The organism is Acinetobacter sp. SFB, from assembly GCF_001647545.1.
Classification (GTDB): Bacteria; Pseudomonadota; Gammaproteobacteria; order Pseudomonadales; family Moraxellaceae; genus Acinetobacter.
This window is the reverse complement of sequence record NZ_LSZH01000004.1, coordinates 35,674-50,100: the sequence shown is the minus strand read 5'-3', so window position 1 is coordinate 50,100 and position 14,427 is coordinate 35,674. Positions and strand designations below refer to the sequence as shown.

General features: G+C 40.9%; 14 protein-coding genes. 6 read left to right on the top strand and 8 right to left on the bottom strand.

Annotated elements, in window-relative coordinates:
- Positions 1-953: 953 nt before the first annotated feature.
- Complete coding sequence (locus tag AY606_RS04260; protein ID WP_067865254.1) at positions 954-1,583, top strand: SOUL family heme-binding protein; 630 nt, start codon at positions 954-956, stop codon at positions 1,581-1,583.
- A 476-nt stretch (positions 1,584-2,059) separates the two neighbouring features.
- Positions 2,060-2,182 (top strand): hypothetical protein, encoded by a 123-nt coding sequence (locus AY606_RS16745; protein WP_283234611.1) that lies wholly within the window; start codon positions 2,060-2,062, stop codon positions 2,180-2,182.
- A 639-nt stretch (positions 2,183-2,821) separates the two neighbouring features.
- Here AY606_RS16745 and tyrS read toward each other — a convergent pair.
- On the bottom strand, positions 2,822-4,036 hold the full coding sequence (tyrS, locus tag AY606_RS04250) for a tyrosine--tRNA ligase (RefSeq protein ID WP_067865248.1): 1,215 nt from the start codon (positions 4,034-4,036) through the stop codon (positions 2,822-2,824).
- 80 nt (positions 4,037-4,116) lie between these two features.
- Between tyrS and AY606_RS04245 the strand changes: the two genes are divergently transcribed.
- Positions 4,117-5,244 (top strand): anhydro-N-acetylmuramic acid kinase, encoded by a 1,128-nt coding sequence (locus AY606_RS04245; RefSeq protein ID WP_067865244.1) that lies wholly within the window; start codon positions 4,117-4,119, stop codon positions 5,242-5,244.
- 69 nt (positions 5,245-5,313) lie between these two features.
- Here AY606_RS04245 and AY606_RS04240 read toward each other — a convergent pair whose 3' ends face one another.
- The 4 genes from AY606_RS04240 to AY606_RS04225 all read right to left on the bottom strand — a co-directional run bounded on the left by AY606_RS04240 (position 5,314) and on the right by AY606_RS04225 (position 9,475).
- Entirely contained in the window at positions 5,314-6,600 is a 1,287-nt protein-coding gene (locus tag AY606_RS04240; protein WP_067865241.1) for a lytic murein transglycosylase, read from the bottom strand.
- Between the two features lie 656 nt (positions 6,601-7,256).
- On the bottom strand, positions 7,257-8,378 hold the full coding sequence (locus tag AY606_RS04235) for a 5-(carboxyamino)imidazole ribonucleotide synthase (RefSeq protein ID WP_067865238.1): 1,122 nt from the start codon (positions 8,376-8,378) through the stop codon (positions 7,257-7,259).
- A 27-nt stretch (positions 8,379-8,405) separates the two neighbouring features.
- The gene (gene purE, locus AY606_RS04230; RefSeq protein WP_067865235.1) at positions 8,406-8,918 is read right to left on the bottom strand and encodes a 5-(carboxyamino)imidazole ribonucleotide mutase; all 513 of its coding nucleotides are present in this window, start codon (positions 8,916-8,918) and stop codon (positions 8,406-8,408) included.
- Between the two features lie 218 nt (positions 8,919-9,136).
- Positions 9,137-9,475 carry a DMT family protein gene (locus AY606_RS04225; protein ID WP_067865258.1) on the bottom strand — a complete coding sequence of 113 codons (339 nt, stop codon included), beginning with the start codon at positions 9,473-9,475 and terminating at the stop codon, positions 9,137-9,139.
- A 253-nt stretch (positions 9,476-9,728) separates the two neighbouring features.
- On the opposite strand from AY606_RS04225, the gene mpl reads away from it, so the two are divergent.
- Entirely contained in the window at positions 9,729-11,093 is a 1,365-nt protein-coding gene (gene mpl, locus AY606_RS04220; protein WP_067865232.1) for a UDP-N-acetylmuramate:L-alanyl-gamma-D-glutamyl-meso-diaminopimelate ligase, read from the top strand.
- 43 nt (positions 11,094-11,136) lie between these two features.
- Here the strand turns inward: mpl and AY606_RS04215 are convergent, their stop codons facing one another.
- Positions 11,137-11,610: a BLUF domain-containing protein gene (locus tag AY606_RS04215; RefSeq protein WP_067865230.1), complete on the bottom strand. Its 474-nt coding sequence runs from the start codon at positions 11,608-11,610 to the stop codon at positions 11,137-11,139.
- A gap of 218 nt (positions 11,611-11,828) precedes the next feature.
- Between AY606_RS04215 and AY606_RS04210 the strand changes: the two genes are divergently transcribed.
- Both AY606_RS04210 and AY606_RS04205 read left to right on the top strand, forming a co-directional pair.
- The gene (locus AY606_RS04210) at positions 11,829-12,146 is read left to right on the top strand and encodes a hypothetical protein (RefSeq protein ID WP_067865227.1); all 318 of its coding nucleotides are present in this window, start codon (positions 11,829-11,831) and stop codon (positions 12,144-12,146) included.
- Positions 12,147-12,629: 483 nt separating this feature from the next.
- Positions 12,630-13,712: a zinc-dependent alcohol dehydrogenase family protein gene (locus AY606_RS04205; protein ID WP_067865223.1), complete on the top strand. Its 1,083-nt coding sequence runs from the start codon at positions 12,630-12,632 to the stop codon at positions 13,710-13,712.
- Positions 13,713-13,766: 54 nt separating this feature from the next.
- Here AY606_RS04205 and AY606_RS04200 read toward each other — a convergent pair whose 3' ends face one another.
- Together AY606_RS04200 and AY606_RS04195 are read right to left on the bottom strand one after the other, a co-directional pair.
- Positions 13,767-14,051, bottom strand: a complete 285-nt coding sequence (locus tag AY606_RS04200; protein ID WP_067865219.1) for a GNAT family N-acetyltransferase — start codon at positions 14,049-14,051, stop codon at positions 13,767-13,769.
- A gap of 65 nt (positions 14,052-14,116) precedes the next feature.
- Entirely contained in the window at positions 14,117-14,401 is a 285-nt protein-coding gene (locus AY606_RS04195) for a GNAT family N-acetyltransferase (protein WP_081408356.1), read from the bottom strand.
- Between the last annotated feature and the right edge of the window lie 26 nt (positions 14,402-14,427).

Below are 14,427 nucleotides of genomic sequence, written 5' to 3'. Positions count from 1 at the left end.
TCATCAATTTTCTGACAAATATTTCTCAAATAAACTTCGAGTCATTTTTACCATCAATCAATGAAAATAATTTCGATCGATCAACCGGTAAAAATCCACACAAGTTGTTCTTCATAAGTTCTTAATGATTTATCTCGCTCTTCGTCAGAGACAAGAAACAACAAGATAATCTTAACAACTCAGCGCTTCGCGCTTCGTTCGTTTCAACATATCTCGTTGGTATGCGGCGTATTCTATACAGTTTCAGCATCCGCGCAACCCCTAAAATGATATATTTATCACGCATGTCTGTTTTTTCTACAAAAACATTAAAAAACCGTATTTTTTACTCATTTTTTATATTTTTTTAATAAAAAAATTGGTTTTTGGAAGTTTTTTAAAGTTTTGTTGTTCATTCCAAGGGATAGATTTTTAATCTGCGCATCTTATAAATAGACCTGGATTTAAATAGACCTGGATTCTGAAACAAATTTTAAAATAACAAACTCTGTATAGCCTATTACTGCAAGATGATCTTTGTTATGTACAGAATATCCCTAGATAGCATCAATCAAGTTATTTTATAGGCCAGCTTATATAGTGGAGATAGGCCTCCCACAGTAAACGCATAAGATCCTTATCTGATTTAGGTGTTCTAGCTATCAATACGCACTAGAGTCAAATCGACCATTTACATTATCGGTTAAATTTTTTTGAATTTGACCCATCTATCTTTTCACCTACCTGTTATAGCTCCTGGCTTTAAAACCGACATAATCTATGAACCAACTAACTCAATCCTGAATTTCGTCCTATTCATTGGACATCAAAATGCACATTGAAAGATGATTTTCATAGTGCTAGCTTGAACTGAGTACAGCATAAAAGTGATTAGATTCATTTAAGCAAAAAATATCGGATCTTTTATCGCAAGACATCAGCGGGATTAGGCAGACACTGCATTCGAGGTGGGTATGAAGATTAAAAAAGTGGTGGGAATTACTGTTGTAGCACTATTAATCACAACCGGGATACAAGAGGCTATGGCCGTTGAAGAAGCAAGTTACGTGGTGATAAGCCAGGATAAGCCCTTTGAGATTCGTGAATATACACCGCACGTAATTGCTGAAACTTTGGTTGAAGGTAATATGGAGAATGTCAGCAATAAGGCTTTTATGAAACTGTTTCGCTATATCTCTGGCAGTAACGTTTCGCGCAGCAAAGTGGCCATGACGGCACCGGTTTCTCAACAATCTATAGGCGAGAAAATACCAATGACTGCGCCTGTAGCAGCACAACAACGTGTTGATGAGAAATGGCTGGTAAGCTTTATGATGCCAAAGAGCTATACATTAAGCACGTTGCCACAACCGGAGGATGCCAGCATTACTTTACGTCAAGTTCCAGCACAACGTATGGCGGTGGTTCGATATTCTGGAATGTGGAGTGAAAAGAATTATTTGAGCCACGAACTAGAACTTGTCGCATGGATGAAAAAAATGGGGCTCACCCCCACAGGAAATGCCGTATGGGCACGCTACAACCCACCTTTTACGCCATGGTTCTTAAGACGTAATGAAGTTATGATTCCGGTTCATTCATAGTGGTACATCACTCTATGCTATGACGAGTAGATCCAAGGCATTCAGGTTGCAGCAATGTTTTGGCTTAGCCTCTATAGGATTAAACAAGCATGGCTGTACCGCCAAACGCCATTGCAATCTAAGTTAATCAAGTTGGACGTACTGCTTTTCGATCTACCGAGCAACTAAAAACAGTAAAATTTTAACGTCATTTTGATCTGCAGTTAAGATCAAAAAACTACTTATCTTTACTGCACTGATTGTCTTAGCAATATCCTCAATAGCCTCTGCGAATACCGCACAGAACATCCACATCAAAAGCCATAGATCCGATAAAAATGCTCTCTGAGCGCAATAGCTTAATTTTATTATTAACGGGTGAAATGGCATAAAATAAAGCCTACACAGCAAATTCGCAAAAAAGAGAAACAGCAATGATTGCTTAGAGTATTCAAGATGGCACCATTCTGCCCGCTATCCGCTATTTGGATGAAAATATGCTGATGAGGGATAGCTGCATTCCCCTTTATATGAATGGTGTGGTCTTCGATCGTATTAACGTGGCCGCAGAACATAGCAGTGACAATATCCAGATTGCAAAAGCAGGCTTAAAAATCTGAGAAAAGATTAACCTGTAGCGCGCAAGACACGAGTTATGAGTTGGTTATGCACGTATTTTAATAATGGTTAGAGAGCAAATGTGGTGTATTTCACTCAACTTAGCCCATATAAAAGACAGTCCATTTCCCCATATATTTTCCTAGCCCATTGAGCCAAATGAAATAATAAGTTTCTAATTAAGGAAATTTTTTTATTTGAGCTGAATTTATTTGATCGCATAAAAAGTAAAATTCATATAGATAAATAATAGATTAATCATCACTGCTAAATTTTAGATAAAAAAAAGAAAGAGATCTCTCCCAAAACCTCTTCCTTGGAGTTAGATCACATTCAGATCCATGATGTCATTATTATAGTTATCGGTAAAAATTTAAAAAAAGCCTCTTGGGGAAGAGACTTAAAACTGTGGAGCTTTTTGTTACAAACCGACCCTCTAGATATGTTTTCTACACAATGTCCAGATGGATAAATCCTATACATAAGTAAAAGATAATGCAACTGGTTTGGAAAAATTTAATTGTTGTTTTTATAAGGTTTTTTTGAATTTGCTTATTCATAATTCTCATATACGATATGAAAAAAAAGCAGACCAAAGCCTGCTTTTATTTCAATAACTTAAATATAAATTTAAGAAATTATTAGTCTGTGAAGGTCACTTTAGCAATCGCTTTTTTACCTGCTTGAATGATGTAAGTTTTATTCTCATTTACCGAGAAACCTGCATCAACCACTTCCCAGTCCACTTTTACCACGCCACGTGCCACAGCATCTTTGGCTTGTGCGGCATTTTTAGTTAAACCGGCAGTACGTAAAATAGAAGCAATAAACATTTCACCACCAAATTCAGCACGTGAAATAGTCACTTCTGGGGTGCCTTCAGGCAATTCGCCTTCAGTAATGATATTACCTGCACCTTTATGCGCATGCTCAGCTGCTTCCGCCCCATGGAAACGCTCTACCAACTCCAATGCAAGGATTTTTTTAATCTCTTGCGGATTACGACCTTCTTGCATTTCTTTCAATAACACTGCAATTTCATCCAGTGATTTAAAGCTCAGCAGATCAAAATAACGCTCGATCAAAGCGTCTGGCATTGAAAGTACTTTTTGGTACATCGCACCTGGTGCATCAAATACACCAATATAGTTCCCCAAAGATTTAGACATTTTATTTACGCCATCTAAACCTTCCAGAATAGGTACGGTAATACACACCTGCGCTTCTTGCTCGAAACGACCTTGTAGCGTACGACCCATCAACAAGTTAAAAGTCTGGTCTGTACCACCCAACTCCACATCCGCTTCCAAAGCAATTGAGTCATAACCCTGTACCAATGGATACAAGAATTCGTGAATCGCAATCGGCTGATGGTTGTTATAACGCTTGGTAAAGTCATCACGTTCAAGCATACGTGCAACAGTTTGCTGAGATGCCAATTGAATCAGATCGGCTGCAGTTTTTTCTGCAAACCATTCAGAGTTAAAACGAACTTTGGTTTTATTTGGATCAAGAATCTTAAACACTTGCTCTTGATAAGTTTTTGCATTTTCTAGCACTTGTTCACGCGACAAGGGTGGACGGGTTGCACTTTTACCGGTTGGGTCGCCAATCATGGCAGTGTAGTCACCAATTAAAAATGTAACATCATGCCCCAAATCCTGAAAAACTTTTAGCTTGTTAATCAGTACAGTATGACCTAAATGTAAATCAGGTGCGGTTGGGTCAAAGCCCGCTTTAATTTTTAATGGACGATTTTCCTTGAGTTTCTTTAACAGATCCTCTTCAGAAATAATCTCATGAGTACCTCGTTGAATGAGGGCAAGTTGTTCTTCAGCCGGCAGGAAATTTGACATCACAAAACCCAATACATCAGTTATACAATTTGTGCGATATACTAACACTTTTTCAGCATAATGCAGGCTTAACTATCATCATGACAGCGATCTATATTGGCGTAATGACCGGCACCAGCATGGATGGCGTTGACATTGTGGCTGCTTCATTTGATCCATTGCAGCTTCACGCGACCCTCACCTTGCCCTTTGATTTGGACTTACGTGACGAACTCATGGCACTGACTTTACCCGGTGACAACGAAATTGACCGCATGGGCAAAGCCGATGTGGCGCTGGCACAAATGATTGGTCATGGCATTAACCAGCTGATTGAAAAAAATAATTTAGATCGTAGCCAGATTAAAGCCATTGGCTCACACGGACAAACCATTCGCCACCGTCCTGAACATGGTTTCACCCTGCAAATTGGTGACCCCAATATCATTACAGAAATGACAAAAATTCCAGTAATTTCAGATTTCAGGCGTCGTGATATGGCCGCGGGTGGTCAAGGTGCCCCTCTGGTTCCTGCATTTCATCAAGCCTTGTTCCAGCATCCCAGTATTCATCGGGTCATTTTAAATTTGGGTGGCATTGCCAATGTCAGCATGTTGCCTGCGGGTAACCCAGATGGAGTGTATGGTTTTGATACCGGACCGGCCAATATTTTGATGGATGCCTGGTGTCATCGTTATACCGGTCAACCCTATGATGAAAATGGCAACTGGGCAGCTTATGGTCAACCAATTCGCAGTCTGCTCGACCGCCTGCAAAGTCATGAATATTTTTCTAAAGAACCGCCCAAAAGTACCGGTCGTGAAGACTTTAATCTGGAATGGTTAGATGAACAAATTGCCGACTGGCATAATGATGTGGAATATAATGAGCTGGAAGATACTCCTGAAAATGTGCAGGCGACCTTATTAAAACTCACCACACGGGCGATTAAAAAAGCCATTTACCGCTCTGACATGGATACCGGTGAAGTCTATGTGTGTGGCGGGGGTGCCTTTAACTCACATTTACTGGAACAACTGCGTTGGCGTTTACGTAAACATAATTGGTCTGTTCAAACCACTTCTGCAATTGGTTTAGCGCCCACCTGGGTCGAAGCCACTGCTTTTGCCTGGCTGGCGATGCGCTTTGTGAATCAGCAAAGTGGCAATCTACCCACCGTTACGGGTGCTGTAGGCTATCGTGTTTTAGGTACTATTACTGCTATATAGCTACCCGTTTAAACAGTTAGCCATAAAAAAGGTCTGCATTAAGCAGACCTTTTTATAGCTAAAATAGGATTAGTTCATCATCATTTTGGCATTTTCATTTCTAAAGGCACGCAAAATCTGTTGGCCTGCACGACCAGTTGGGCTTAAACCTAAACGTGTTTGTTCTTGGCGAATTGCTTGACGGGTTTTATCACCAATTAAGCCATCAACTGTACCAATATCGTAACCTTTATTCAATAAAAATTGCTGAATTTCACGTCGTTCAGAACGCGATGTTCCGGCATCATCGGTGGGCCAGGCTTTACTAAACCCACCCTGACCTTGCAGGCGATCGGATAAATGTGCAATCGCTAAGGCATAACTTTCCGCTGCATTATAACTATAGATAGCATCGAAATTTTTAAAGACTAAAAATACCGGACCATTTTCACCTGCAGGCGCCATTAATCCCGCCGCACTGCTGTCAGATAAATTCCCCTGAATTAAAGGACTGCCATCAGCACGAACCACACCACGGCTCACCCAGCTGCTTAAAGCCTTTTTATTCCGGCGCCCTTCACCACTGATTGACATGCGTTCAGGAATACGAACTTCGAAACCCCACGGCATGCCAGTTTGCCAGCCACGTTTTTTCAAGAAATTTGCGGTTGAAGCCAAAGCATCACTGGTGCTAGAAACAAGATCGCGACGACCATCACCATCAAAATCAACCGCAAGCTCTTCATAGGTGGACGGCATAAACTGAGTATGACCAAATGCCCCCGCCCACGAACCTTTCATTTGCTGCTCGGTTAAATCACCGCGTTGTAAAATTCGCATCGTGGTAAAGAATTCTCCACGAAAATAACTTTGACGACGACCTTCGCAACTTAAAGTCCCCAAAGCCTGTAATAAAGGATAACTTCCGGCAATATCACCAAAATTACTTTCCACCCCCCAAACTGCCACCACAGTTTCAGCCGGAACCCCATAAGCGGCCGCAACGCGGTTGAGTACATCACGGTGTTGGGCTAATTTTTGGCGTCCCAGTTGCACACGCTCTTCATCCACCAGACCGGATAAATAATCCCAGATCGGAGTCGAAAATTCAGGCTGATAATTCAGTTTTTCAATCACAGAATAATCAGGCGTTAAGTTTTGCGTGTAGCGGTCATAGGTTGACCCACTCACCCCCGAAGCCATGGCTTGGCTGCGTAAATTTGCAATACATTGCTGAAAATTATTTTGAGCGCTAAAAACTGGCGTGGATGATGGAATTGAAGCGGTCGTAACAGGCTGACCATTGATAAGCAGCTCAGCATTGGCTTGAGTCATTGCAAAAAAAACTGAACCTAAAACGAAAGCTAAGCGACGCATAGTATCCCTGATGGTATTTGAATTTAAATTGTGTTTTTACCATACCATCATCGGTTAGCAGTTTCTGAATCAAATCGTAAATTTAAATTCATTTTTCATTATTTTAAATTCATATGCTGTTTTTAAATTTAAAAAGTTATCCACAATCCTTATTTTCAAAACTTTAAATTCAAAAATACCCAAAATATGAATTTAAATTTATCCTTTTAAATTCAAATACCCTGTGGATAAGTTAAGTTCTTTTGTTTTATGGACTTAAAATCATAAAAGTTTAAATTCAAAAGTCTGCTATTAAATTTAAAGTTTAAATTCATACCACCAGATATAACTTTAAATTCATAATTTTTAAATTCAAATATGCGAGTTTGAATTTAAACTCGTATCATTTTGAATTTATTTTTTATCTTTTGAATTTAAATTTTTTTGCATTTTTTCTTTATCGTTTTACAGCAGCAAAACTTAAATACAGCACAATTCTATTTGTTTGTTTTTTATGCAATATATTTATAATAGATTGTATGAATTACATACAGTTATTTCTTATTCTATTCCGATAAATGGTGCATATGCTCGAAAGAGGCGCAATCATGCCCGAACTTCAGGCATAAAAAAAGCGGTCATTGGCATGACCGCTTTTTTATCATTCAATCGACGGATTAAATGCTCATATCTTGAGTCAATGCCAGAGGTTCAGGCAAAATTTTCGCCAATTGACGGCATAAAGTGCTTAACTCAGTGCTGTCGTTTGGCATCAGCGTAATATGACCAATTTTACGGCCTGTACGTTCAGTTTTGTTGTATAGGTGCAAATGCGCGCCATTTAAAGCCAAGACATCTTCAGATTTCGGATGCTTGCCAATAATGTTGACCATCACTGTGGGACGAACCACTTCAGTTGAACCCAGCGGTAAACCCGCAACTGCACGAATGTGGTTTTCAAACTGTGAGCATACCGCGCCTTCAATAGACCAATGACCTGAGTTATGCACACGCGGTGCCATCTCATTGGCATATAAGCCTTTATCAGTCACAAATAATTCAAGCGTCAACACACCAACATAATTCAAATGATTCAACAGGCGAGTGATGTAGTCTTGTGCCACAGGTTGTAAATCTGCACTGTTTGGCGCAGGAACAATTGAATGCGACAGAATGCCATTATGATGGTGATTTTCAGCCAATGGCCAAGTCTTCACCTCGCCGTTTTGACCACGAACTGCAATAATCGACACTTCACGCGAAAACATCACAAAGCTTTCAGCAATCAAGGAACCTGCAGGGCCAAGTTCCGCCCATGCTTGTTCAATTTGATCTACAGTACGAAGAACGAATTGACCTTTACCGTCATAACCGCCAGTGGCTGTTTTTAAAACAATCGGTAAACCGAGTTCAGCAACCGCAGCTTTTAAACTCTGTAAAGAATTGACCGCTTTATACGGCGCCACAGGAATTTCGAGTTGATCAAACAACGCTTTTTCCAGCAAACGGTTTTGCGCAGTGGCCAAAGCCTGACGTGGCGGATGCAGTTCTTTTTGCTGGGTTAAAACATCAACATCTGCCAGTGGTGTGTTTTCAAACTCAAGGCTGAAAACATCTGCGCTTTCGATGAACTGTTTTAAGCCATTTTCAGCTTTGCTAGAGATCACCTGACCCAGCGCTGCGGAAGGGCAATCTGTACTGGCTTCAAAGAAGGTGCATTGAATATTCAGCGGTAGGGCAGCTTGTGCCATCATACGGCCGAGTTGACCACCACCAAAAATACCGATGGTTTTATCCATAACGTGTGTCCCGTTTTAAGCTTGGCTTTACATTTGACCTGGAATATTTTTGCTCGCCACTTTTTCAGTTTGCGCAGCACGGAATTGGGCAACATTTTTTGCAATTTCAGGGCGTGTTAAACCTAAAATTTGTGCGGCCATAATCGCGGCATTGGTGGCACCAGCAGGACCGATCGCCAATGTACCGACTGCAATACCAGCGGGCATTTGCACAATTGAAAGCAATGAATCTACGCCATTCAAGATGGAAGATTTTATCGGAACGCCCAGTACTGGTAGGTCAGTTTTTGCTGCACACATACCGGGTAAATGCGCTGCACCACCGGCACCGGCAATAATCACCTGAATACCGCGCTCACGTGCTGTTTCAGCATATTCAAATAAACGATCTGGCGTACGATGCGCAGAAACAACTTCCGCTTCAAATGGGACGCCAAGCTGTTCAAGCATATTGGCAGTGTTTTCGAGAGTTGCCCAATCAGATTGAGACCCCATGATAATTCCAACGAGAGGTTGAGTGTCTGCAGCAGCAGCATTCATTGCAAATATTCCATAAACAAATGTAAGGAAGGATAAATCTCGACAAGTGCCAAGCTTTAAATGAATCACAAGCCCGACATTATAGACTGATTTTTCATCTCACCAAAATTTAACAGAGACTGTACTGCCATATTTCCGCTATTTTTAGATAAATAATAAAGAAATCACTGAGGAAAGGGCAGTGATGTAACTCAAATTCCAAATAAAATGATCAAGTTTTACTGACTTCTAAAAACAAAATATACGCAACCCAGAAGACACAATCCTGCCCATAAATAATCCAGCTTAAAAGGCTGCTTAAACATAAAAATCATAAATGGCACAAATACCAGTAAAGTCATGACTTCTTGGGTAATTTTCATTTGTCCAACCGCCCAGCCTTGTTGTGCCAGCAATCGGGTGGCCGGAATCATAAAACTGTATTCCAGTAGCGCAATCAGCCAGCCAAATAAAATCGCTTGCCAAAGCGGTGCGCCATGTAAAAACTTCAAATGACCATACCAAGCCAAGGTCATAAAACAGTTAGAAATCACTAAAAGCAGCAACGGAAAGAACATAGTCAATTTTTCTAAATTAATCGTGAATATTTTACGTTTTTCCACTAAAAAAGCATGTCATTTCATCTATGATTTTTCCAGCAAACTATAGCCGTATAACAGCGATATAAAACGCATCATGCAATCCTATGAATAGATACAAGAAAGACTATCTTTTCGGCGAAACCCTTGATATCGTTGCTTTCAAATTGAATCAATAATGACACCACCCAGACCAAAGTGATGTGTCAAAAAAGCAGTGGAGTTAAAACGAATGCATCTGCATATTTTGGGTATCTGTGGCACCTTTATGGGTTCGCTGGCATTATTAGCACGTGATTTAGGACATAAGGTGACGGGTTCGGATGCGAACGTCTATCCACCCATGTCGACCCAACTGGAAAATGCAGGCATTACCTTAATGCAAGGCTATGACCATAGCCATTTGCAACCACACCCCGATTTGGTGATTGTCGGCAATGCCATGAAACGTGGCATTGAGGCTGTGGAATATATGTTAAATGCAGGTCTACCGTATATTTCTGGTCCGCAATTTTTGGCAGACCATGTACTCCAAGGCAAACATGTTTTAGGCGTTGCCGGTACACATGGCAAAACCACGACCACGACTATGCTGGCTTGGGTACTGGATCAAGCTGGGTTAGAGCCGGGTTTTTTGATTGGCGGCGTACCACTCGGTTTTAGTGAAAGCGCACGTTTAGGTGGCGGCAAATACTTTTGTGTAGAAGCGGATGAATACGATTCTGCATTCTTCGATAAGCGTTCCAAGTTTGTGCATTACCATCCTAAAACCGCGATTCTAAATAACCTTGAATTTGACCATGCCGATATCTTTGATGATCTGGCTGCCATTCAAAAACAATTCCATCATCTGGTACGTACTATTCCAAGTGAAGGCCGCATTATTGCACCGATTACTGAAAGCAATATTGATGAAGTGCTGGACATGGGGTGCTGGACACCTGTAGTTCGTACTTCGTTAGATGCCAATGAAAAAGCCTCGCTTTCTGCGGAACAATTATCTAGCGATGGCTCTCACTTTAAAGTCTTAGAAAATGGTGTAGTTAAAGGCATCGTTAAATGGAATATGACCGGCCAGCACAGTGTCGCCAATGCCTTGGCAAGCATTACTGCGGCTGAACATGTCGGTGTTTCGATTGAAACTGCATGTGAGGCACTTTCAAATTTTGGCGGCGTGAAACGCCGTATGGAATTGCTGGATACGGTAAAAGGGATTGAAGTGTATGACGACTTTGCCCATCATCCCACCGCAATTGAAACCACTTTAGACGGCGCGCGTAAACGCTTAGGCGAACGCAAACTTTGGGCAATTATTGAACCGCGCTCAAACACCATGCGTATGGGAAGCCATAAAGACGGGTTGGCACATTCAGCACGTTTGGCAGATGAAGTAATCTGGTATCAACCGGAAGGTCTGGACTGGGATTTGCAACCGGTAATTGAGGCTGCACCGAATAAAGCCATTGTGGTCCGTACACTGGATGACATCATTAATACTGTCGCCAGTGAAGCAGGTGAGGGCGATGCGGTAGTGATTATGTCGAATGGCGGTTTTGGTGGTTTACATCAGAAGTTAATTACCGCTTTAAAAGCATAAATAACTCAAGATTTAAAAACCCGTATCAGCGGGTTTTTTTTAATTAAAAATAATTTTGATAGCCGCGGTTTTTTATGCCGACCTTGGCTTTTGGCTTATGTTCGGTTTCTTCCATTTTGAGCAGCAAATCGAGAAACTGGTTCATCTGCTCAAAATTCAATTGATGGGGCTGAAATTTTTCCAGACCCATTTTCTTGAAAAGGCGGGTGACTTTTCCATGCTGATTGACATATTTCATCGACCATTTTTGAAAATGCAGCTGCTCAACAGCATGGTCAGGAAAACGCTGAATCTGATGATGACGAGTGTCCTGGCTGATCTGTGAAAATAGAGCGTCGAGCTGGTTTTTTTCACCCTCCAGACACTGGAAATAAATCCCTTCAGCATAATAAAGCACCCCATAAATATCATGCGGCTGATTAAAAGACCGGGCGGTGACCAAAATATCGCTTAAATCCTGTAAGAGGTCATTTTCAGCTTCTATCCGGCTACTGACATAACACAATTGAATCAACATAAAATTCCCATTTTGGCCATGCAACTTTGAAATAGAGTTTTTTATTGCTTAATCTTCTGACTTATAAGCTTAGCATTAATTTTGGTTGTTTTTTAAGCAAATGTAATTTCTTTCTTACAAAGCCTATGGGTCAAAACAACTTATTTTTTACCTTTTGGTATATTAAAATGGATTTAGCCAAATTAAAACAAATCATTAGCTAAGATCAGGGGAAAAGCATGTTAAAAAATCTTTTCATCACGATGGGATTAGTTTGTAGCTATTTATGTCTAATTATCGTCTTGCATCGTAATGGGATTGAAGAGCTGCTGAACATTGCTATTTGTTCAGGCCTGCTTGGTATTTCGCTTAAAATCTGGATTCAAAATACTTTATATCTAGCTTGCAGTTTGGGTGTCTTAGCTGTATGTTTTTTATGGGTAAAAGAATATGCCATGCTGGAAATGATGCTGATGACTTCATTGCTCGGTGTTGTTTTAACCCAGCTGATTCAATCCCAGAACCTGCACTTTAATAAAACCCAATCCTTATCATAGCGCTAAGTATGGGCGACGCTTTTAATCGCATACCAGACAATATTAGACCATGCAGATGTTAAATCATGACATCTGCAGAGCTCATTTTCTTTTAAACGCCCTCGCCAAGACCAAGAAATAGTTTTTATTATTTTTATCAGCTTATCCCTCATAAATCACCTGAACAGAATCCAGTTGAAATAAAAGTCTGCAACTCTCAATGTATTGTCTTAAACCCGTTCAATCCTCATTAAATCCGGTCATTCTGTAAGCAAAACTGTCCACCTAATGACTTCATCGCTGAGTGTTGATAGCTTAGATAGATAAGCTCTGTGTATTTATGCTCAATGCTTCAAGGTTCTATCAATACAGCAGAGTCTCTGATCAATTTTTTTCCTCTCATCCTTGTTTAATTTTTCTTTATTTAAATGTTTTTACTTAATTTTTTAAAGAGAAAATTTACTCCATAGCATGCAAGAGAGGGAATAGAAAAGGAATAAGCTGATGACAACAATGAAAGCCATGGTCTACTACGGCGAAAATGATATCCGTTTTGAAGATCGTCCCATTCCCCAGATTATTGATGCAACGGATGCAGTCATCCGTGTCACGAAAACCACCATTTGCGGTACAGACTTAGGCATCTGGAAAGGTAAAAATCCCGAAATCCAGGAACAGGCCAAGAAGCATACCGGTCAATTTAACGGCCGTATTTTAGGTCATGAAGGTATTGGTATCGTTGAAGAGGTGGGCTCGGCGGTCAAAAATGTCAAAAAAGGCGATCGGGTAATTATGTCCTGCGTCAGTCGCTGCGGGACGTGTGAAAACTGTCAGAAACAACTTTATGCGCATTGCCGTAACGGAGGAGGCTGGATTATGGGTTACATGATTGATGGTACCCATGCTGAATATGTCCGTACGCCCTTTGCCGATACCTCGCTTTATCCCTTACCTGAAGGTTTAAATGAGGATATCGCAGTATTTTTATCGGATGTATTGCCGACATCGCATGAAATTGGCGTGCAGTATGGCGATGTCAAGCCAGGTGATAGCATTGCAATCGTGGGCACAGGGCCAATTGGCATGGGCTGCTTACTTACGGCCCAATTCTATTCACCAGCAACCATAATTGCCATTGATATGGATGACCATCGTTTAGCGTTGGCTAAAGAACTGGGTGCAACGCATACCATCAATTCTGGCAAGGAAGATGCAATCCAGCGGGTACTCGAGATTACTGACGGGCGGGGGGTTGACTGTGCTATGGAAGCAGTAGGGGCAGAAGCGACCTGGAATATTTGCCAAAATATCGTAAAAGAAGGCGGTCATATTGCCAATGTGGGTGTGCATGGCAAGCCGGTTAATTTTGAGCTGCAAAAACTCTGGATTAAGAACCTGACCATCACCACAGGGCTGGTCAATGCCAATACCACCGGTATGTTGCTGAAAACCTGTTGTTCTGGAAAACTCCCTTTGGAACGGTTAGCCAGCCATCACTTTAAATTTGCGGAGTTTGAGAAAGCCTATGAGGTGTTTAAACATGCCTCAGAGGAGAAAGCAATGAAAGTGATTATCGATCTGACTTAATGAATTGAAAAAACAAAAGCCCAATTTTTTGGGCTTTTTTATCTTACGGTCAACTCAGGCTCTCACATCGGCAAAACTTTTATCGCGCTTAAACATGACATCGACATAAGAACAGGTGGGGATAATTTTCAATCGCTTTTGACGTGCAAATTCGACCAAAACATCCAGCAACTGGCGCGCTACGCCATGTCCACGCAAAGTATCATCCACCCAGGTATGATTGGCGACAATTTTATGCTCACCTGTCCAGACATAACTGATTTCTGCAATCCGTTGACCTGCATCATTCAAAGTAAAAAATTCACCCTGTTGACCGTTATCCTTATGTTGAAACTGCATAGTTAGCCCTCAATTTTTAATTGGATTGATATTAGAAATTGATATTAGAATACGTTAAAAACGTCTTATTTCAACACATCATGAATAGATGGATCTTTATCAAAAACGGACTTGGCAAAAGGGCAGAGCGGAATAATCTTGAGATTTTTTTCTCGTGCCATGGCAACAGCCCGGTCAAGCAATTTATTGCCTACGCCTTGTCCACGCAGAGGATCGGCCACATCGGTATGTTCAATAATAAAGACACTTTCACCCGCCCAGCTATAGACCATTTCCGCTAGAGGCTGATGATTGTCACCGATATAAAATTCACCCTTTTTGCCATCATCTGTATGTTTGATTTCCAACATTTTTATTCTCTCATTCAGGTCAATAT

Excerpts from the sequence above, each read along its gene's own strand:
- AY606_RS04260 (WP_067865254.1), top strand. The coding sequence starts at position 954 with ATGAAGATTAAAAAAGTGGTGGGAATTACTGTTGTAGCACTATTAATC.
- AY606_RS16745 (WP_283234611.1), top strand. The coding sequence starts at position 2,060 with ATGCTGATGAGGGATAGCTGCATTCCCCTTTATATGAATGGTGTGGTC.
- tyrS (WP_067865248.1), bottom strand. The coding sequence starts at position 4,036 with ATGTCAAATTTCCTGCCGGCTGAAGAACAACTTGCCCTCATTCAACGA.
- AY606_RS04245 (WP_067865244.1), top strand. The coding sequence starts at position 4,117 with ATGACAGCGATCTATATTGGCGTAATGACCGGCACCAGCATGGATGGC.
- AY606_RS04240 (WP_067865241.1), bottom strand. The coding sequence starts at position 6,600 with ATGCGTCGCTTAGCTTTCGTTTTAGGTTCAGTTTTTTTTGCAATGACT.
- AY606_RS04235 (WP_067865238.1), bottom strand. The coding sequence starts at position 8,378 with ATGGATAAAACCATCGGTATTTTTGGTGGTGGTCAACTCGGCCGTATG.
- purE (WP_067865235.1), bottom strand. The coding sequence starts at position 8,918 with ATGAATGCTGCTGCTGCAGACACTCAACCTCTCGTTGGAATTATCATG.
- AY606_RS04225 (WP_067865258.1), bottom strand. The coding sequence starts at position 9,475 with ATGTTCTTTCCGTTGCTGCTTTTAGTGATTTCTAACTGTTTTATGACC.
- mpl (WP_067865232.1), top strand. The coding sequence starts at position 9,729 with ATGCATCTGCATATTTTGGGTATCTGTGGCACCTTTATGGGTTCGCTG.
- AY606_RS04215 (WP_067865230.1), bottom strand. The coding sequence starts at position 11,610 with ATGTTGATTCAATTGTGTTATGTCAGTAGCCGGATAGAAGCTGAAAAT.
- AY606_RS04210 (WP_067865227.1), top strand. The coding sequence starts at position 11,829 with ATGTTAAAAAATCTTTTCATCACGATGGGATTAGTTTGTAGCTATTTA.
- AY606_RS04205 (WP_067865223.1), top strand. The coding sequence starts at position 12,630 with ATGACAACAATGAAAGCCATGGTCTACTACGGCGAAAATGATATCCGT.
- AY606_RS04200 (WP_067865219.1), bottom strand. The coding sequence starts at position 14,051 with ATGCAGTTTCAACATAAGGATAACGGTCAACAGGGTGAATTTTTTACT.
- AY606_RS04195 (WP_081408356.1), bottom strand. The coding sequence starts at position 14,401 with ATGTTGGAAATCAAACATACAGATGATGGCAAAAAGGGTGAATTTTAT.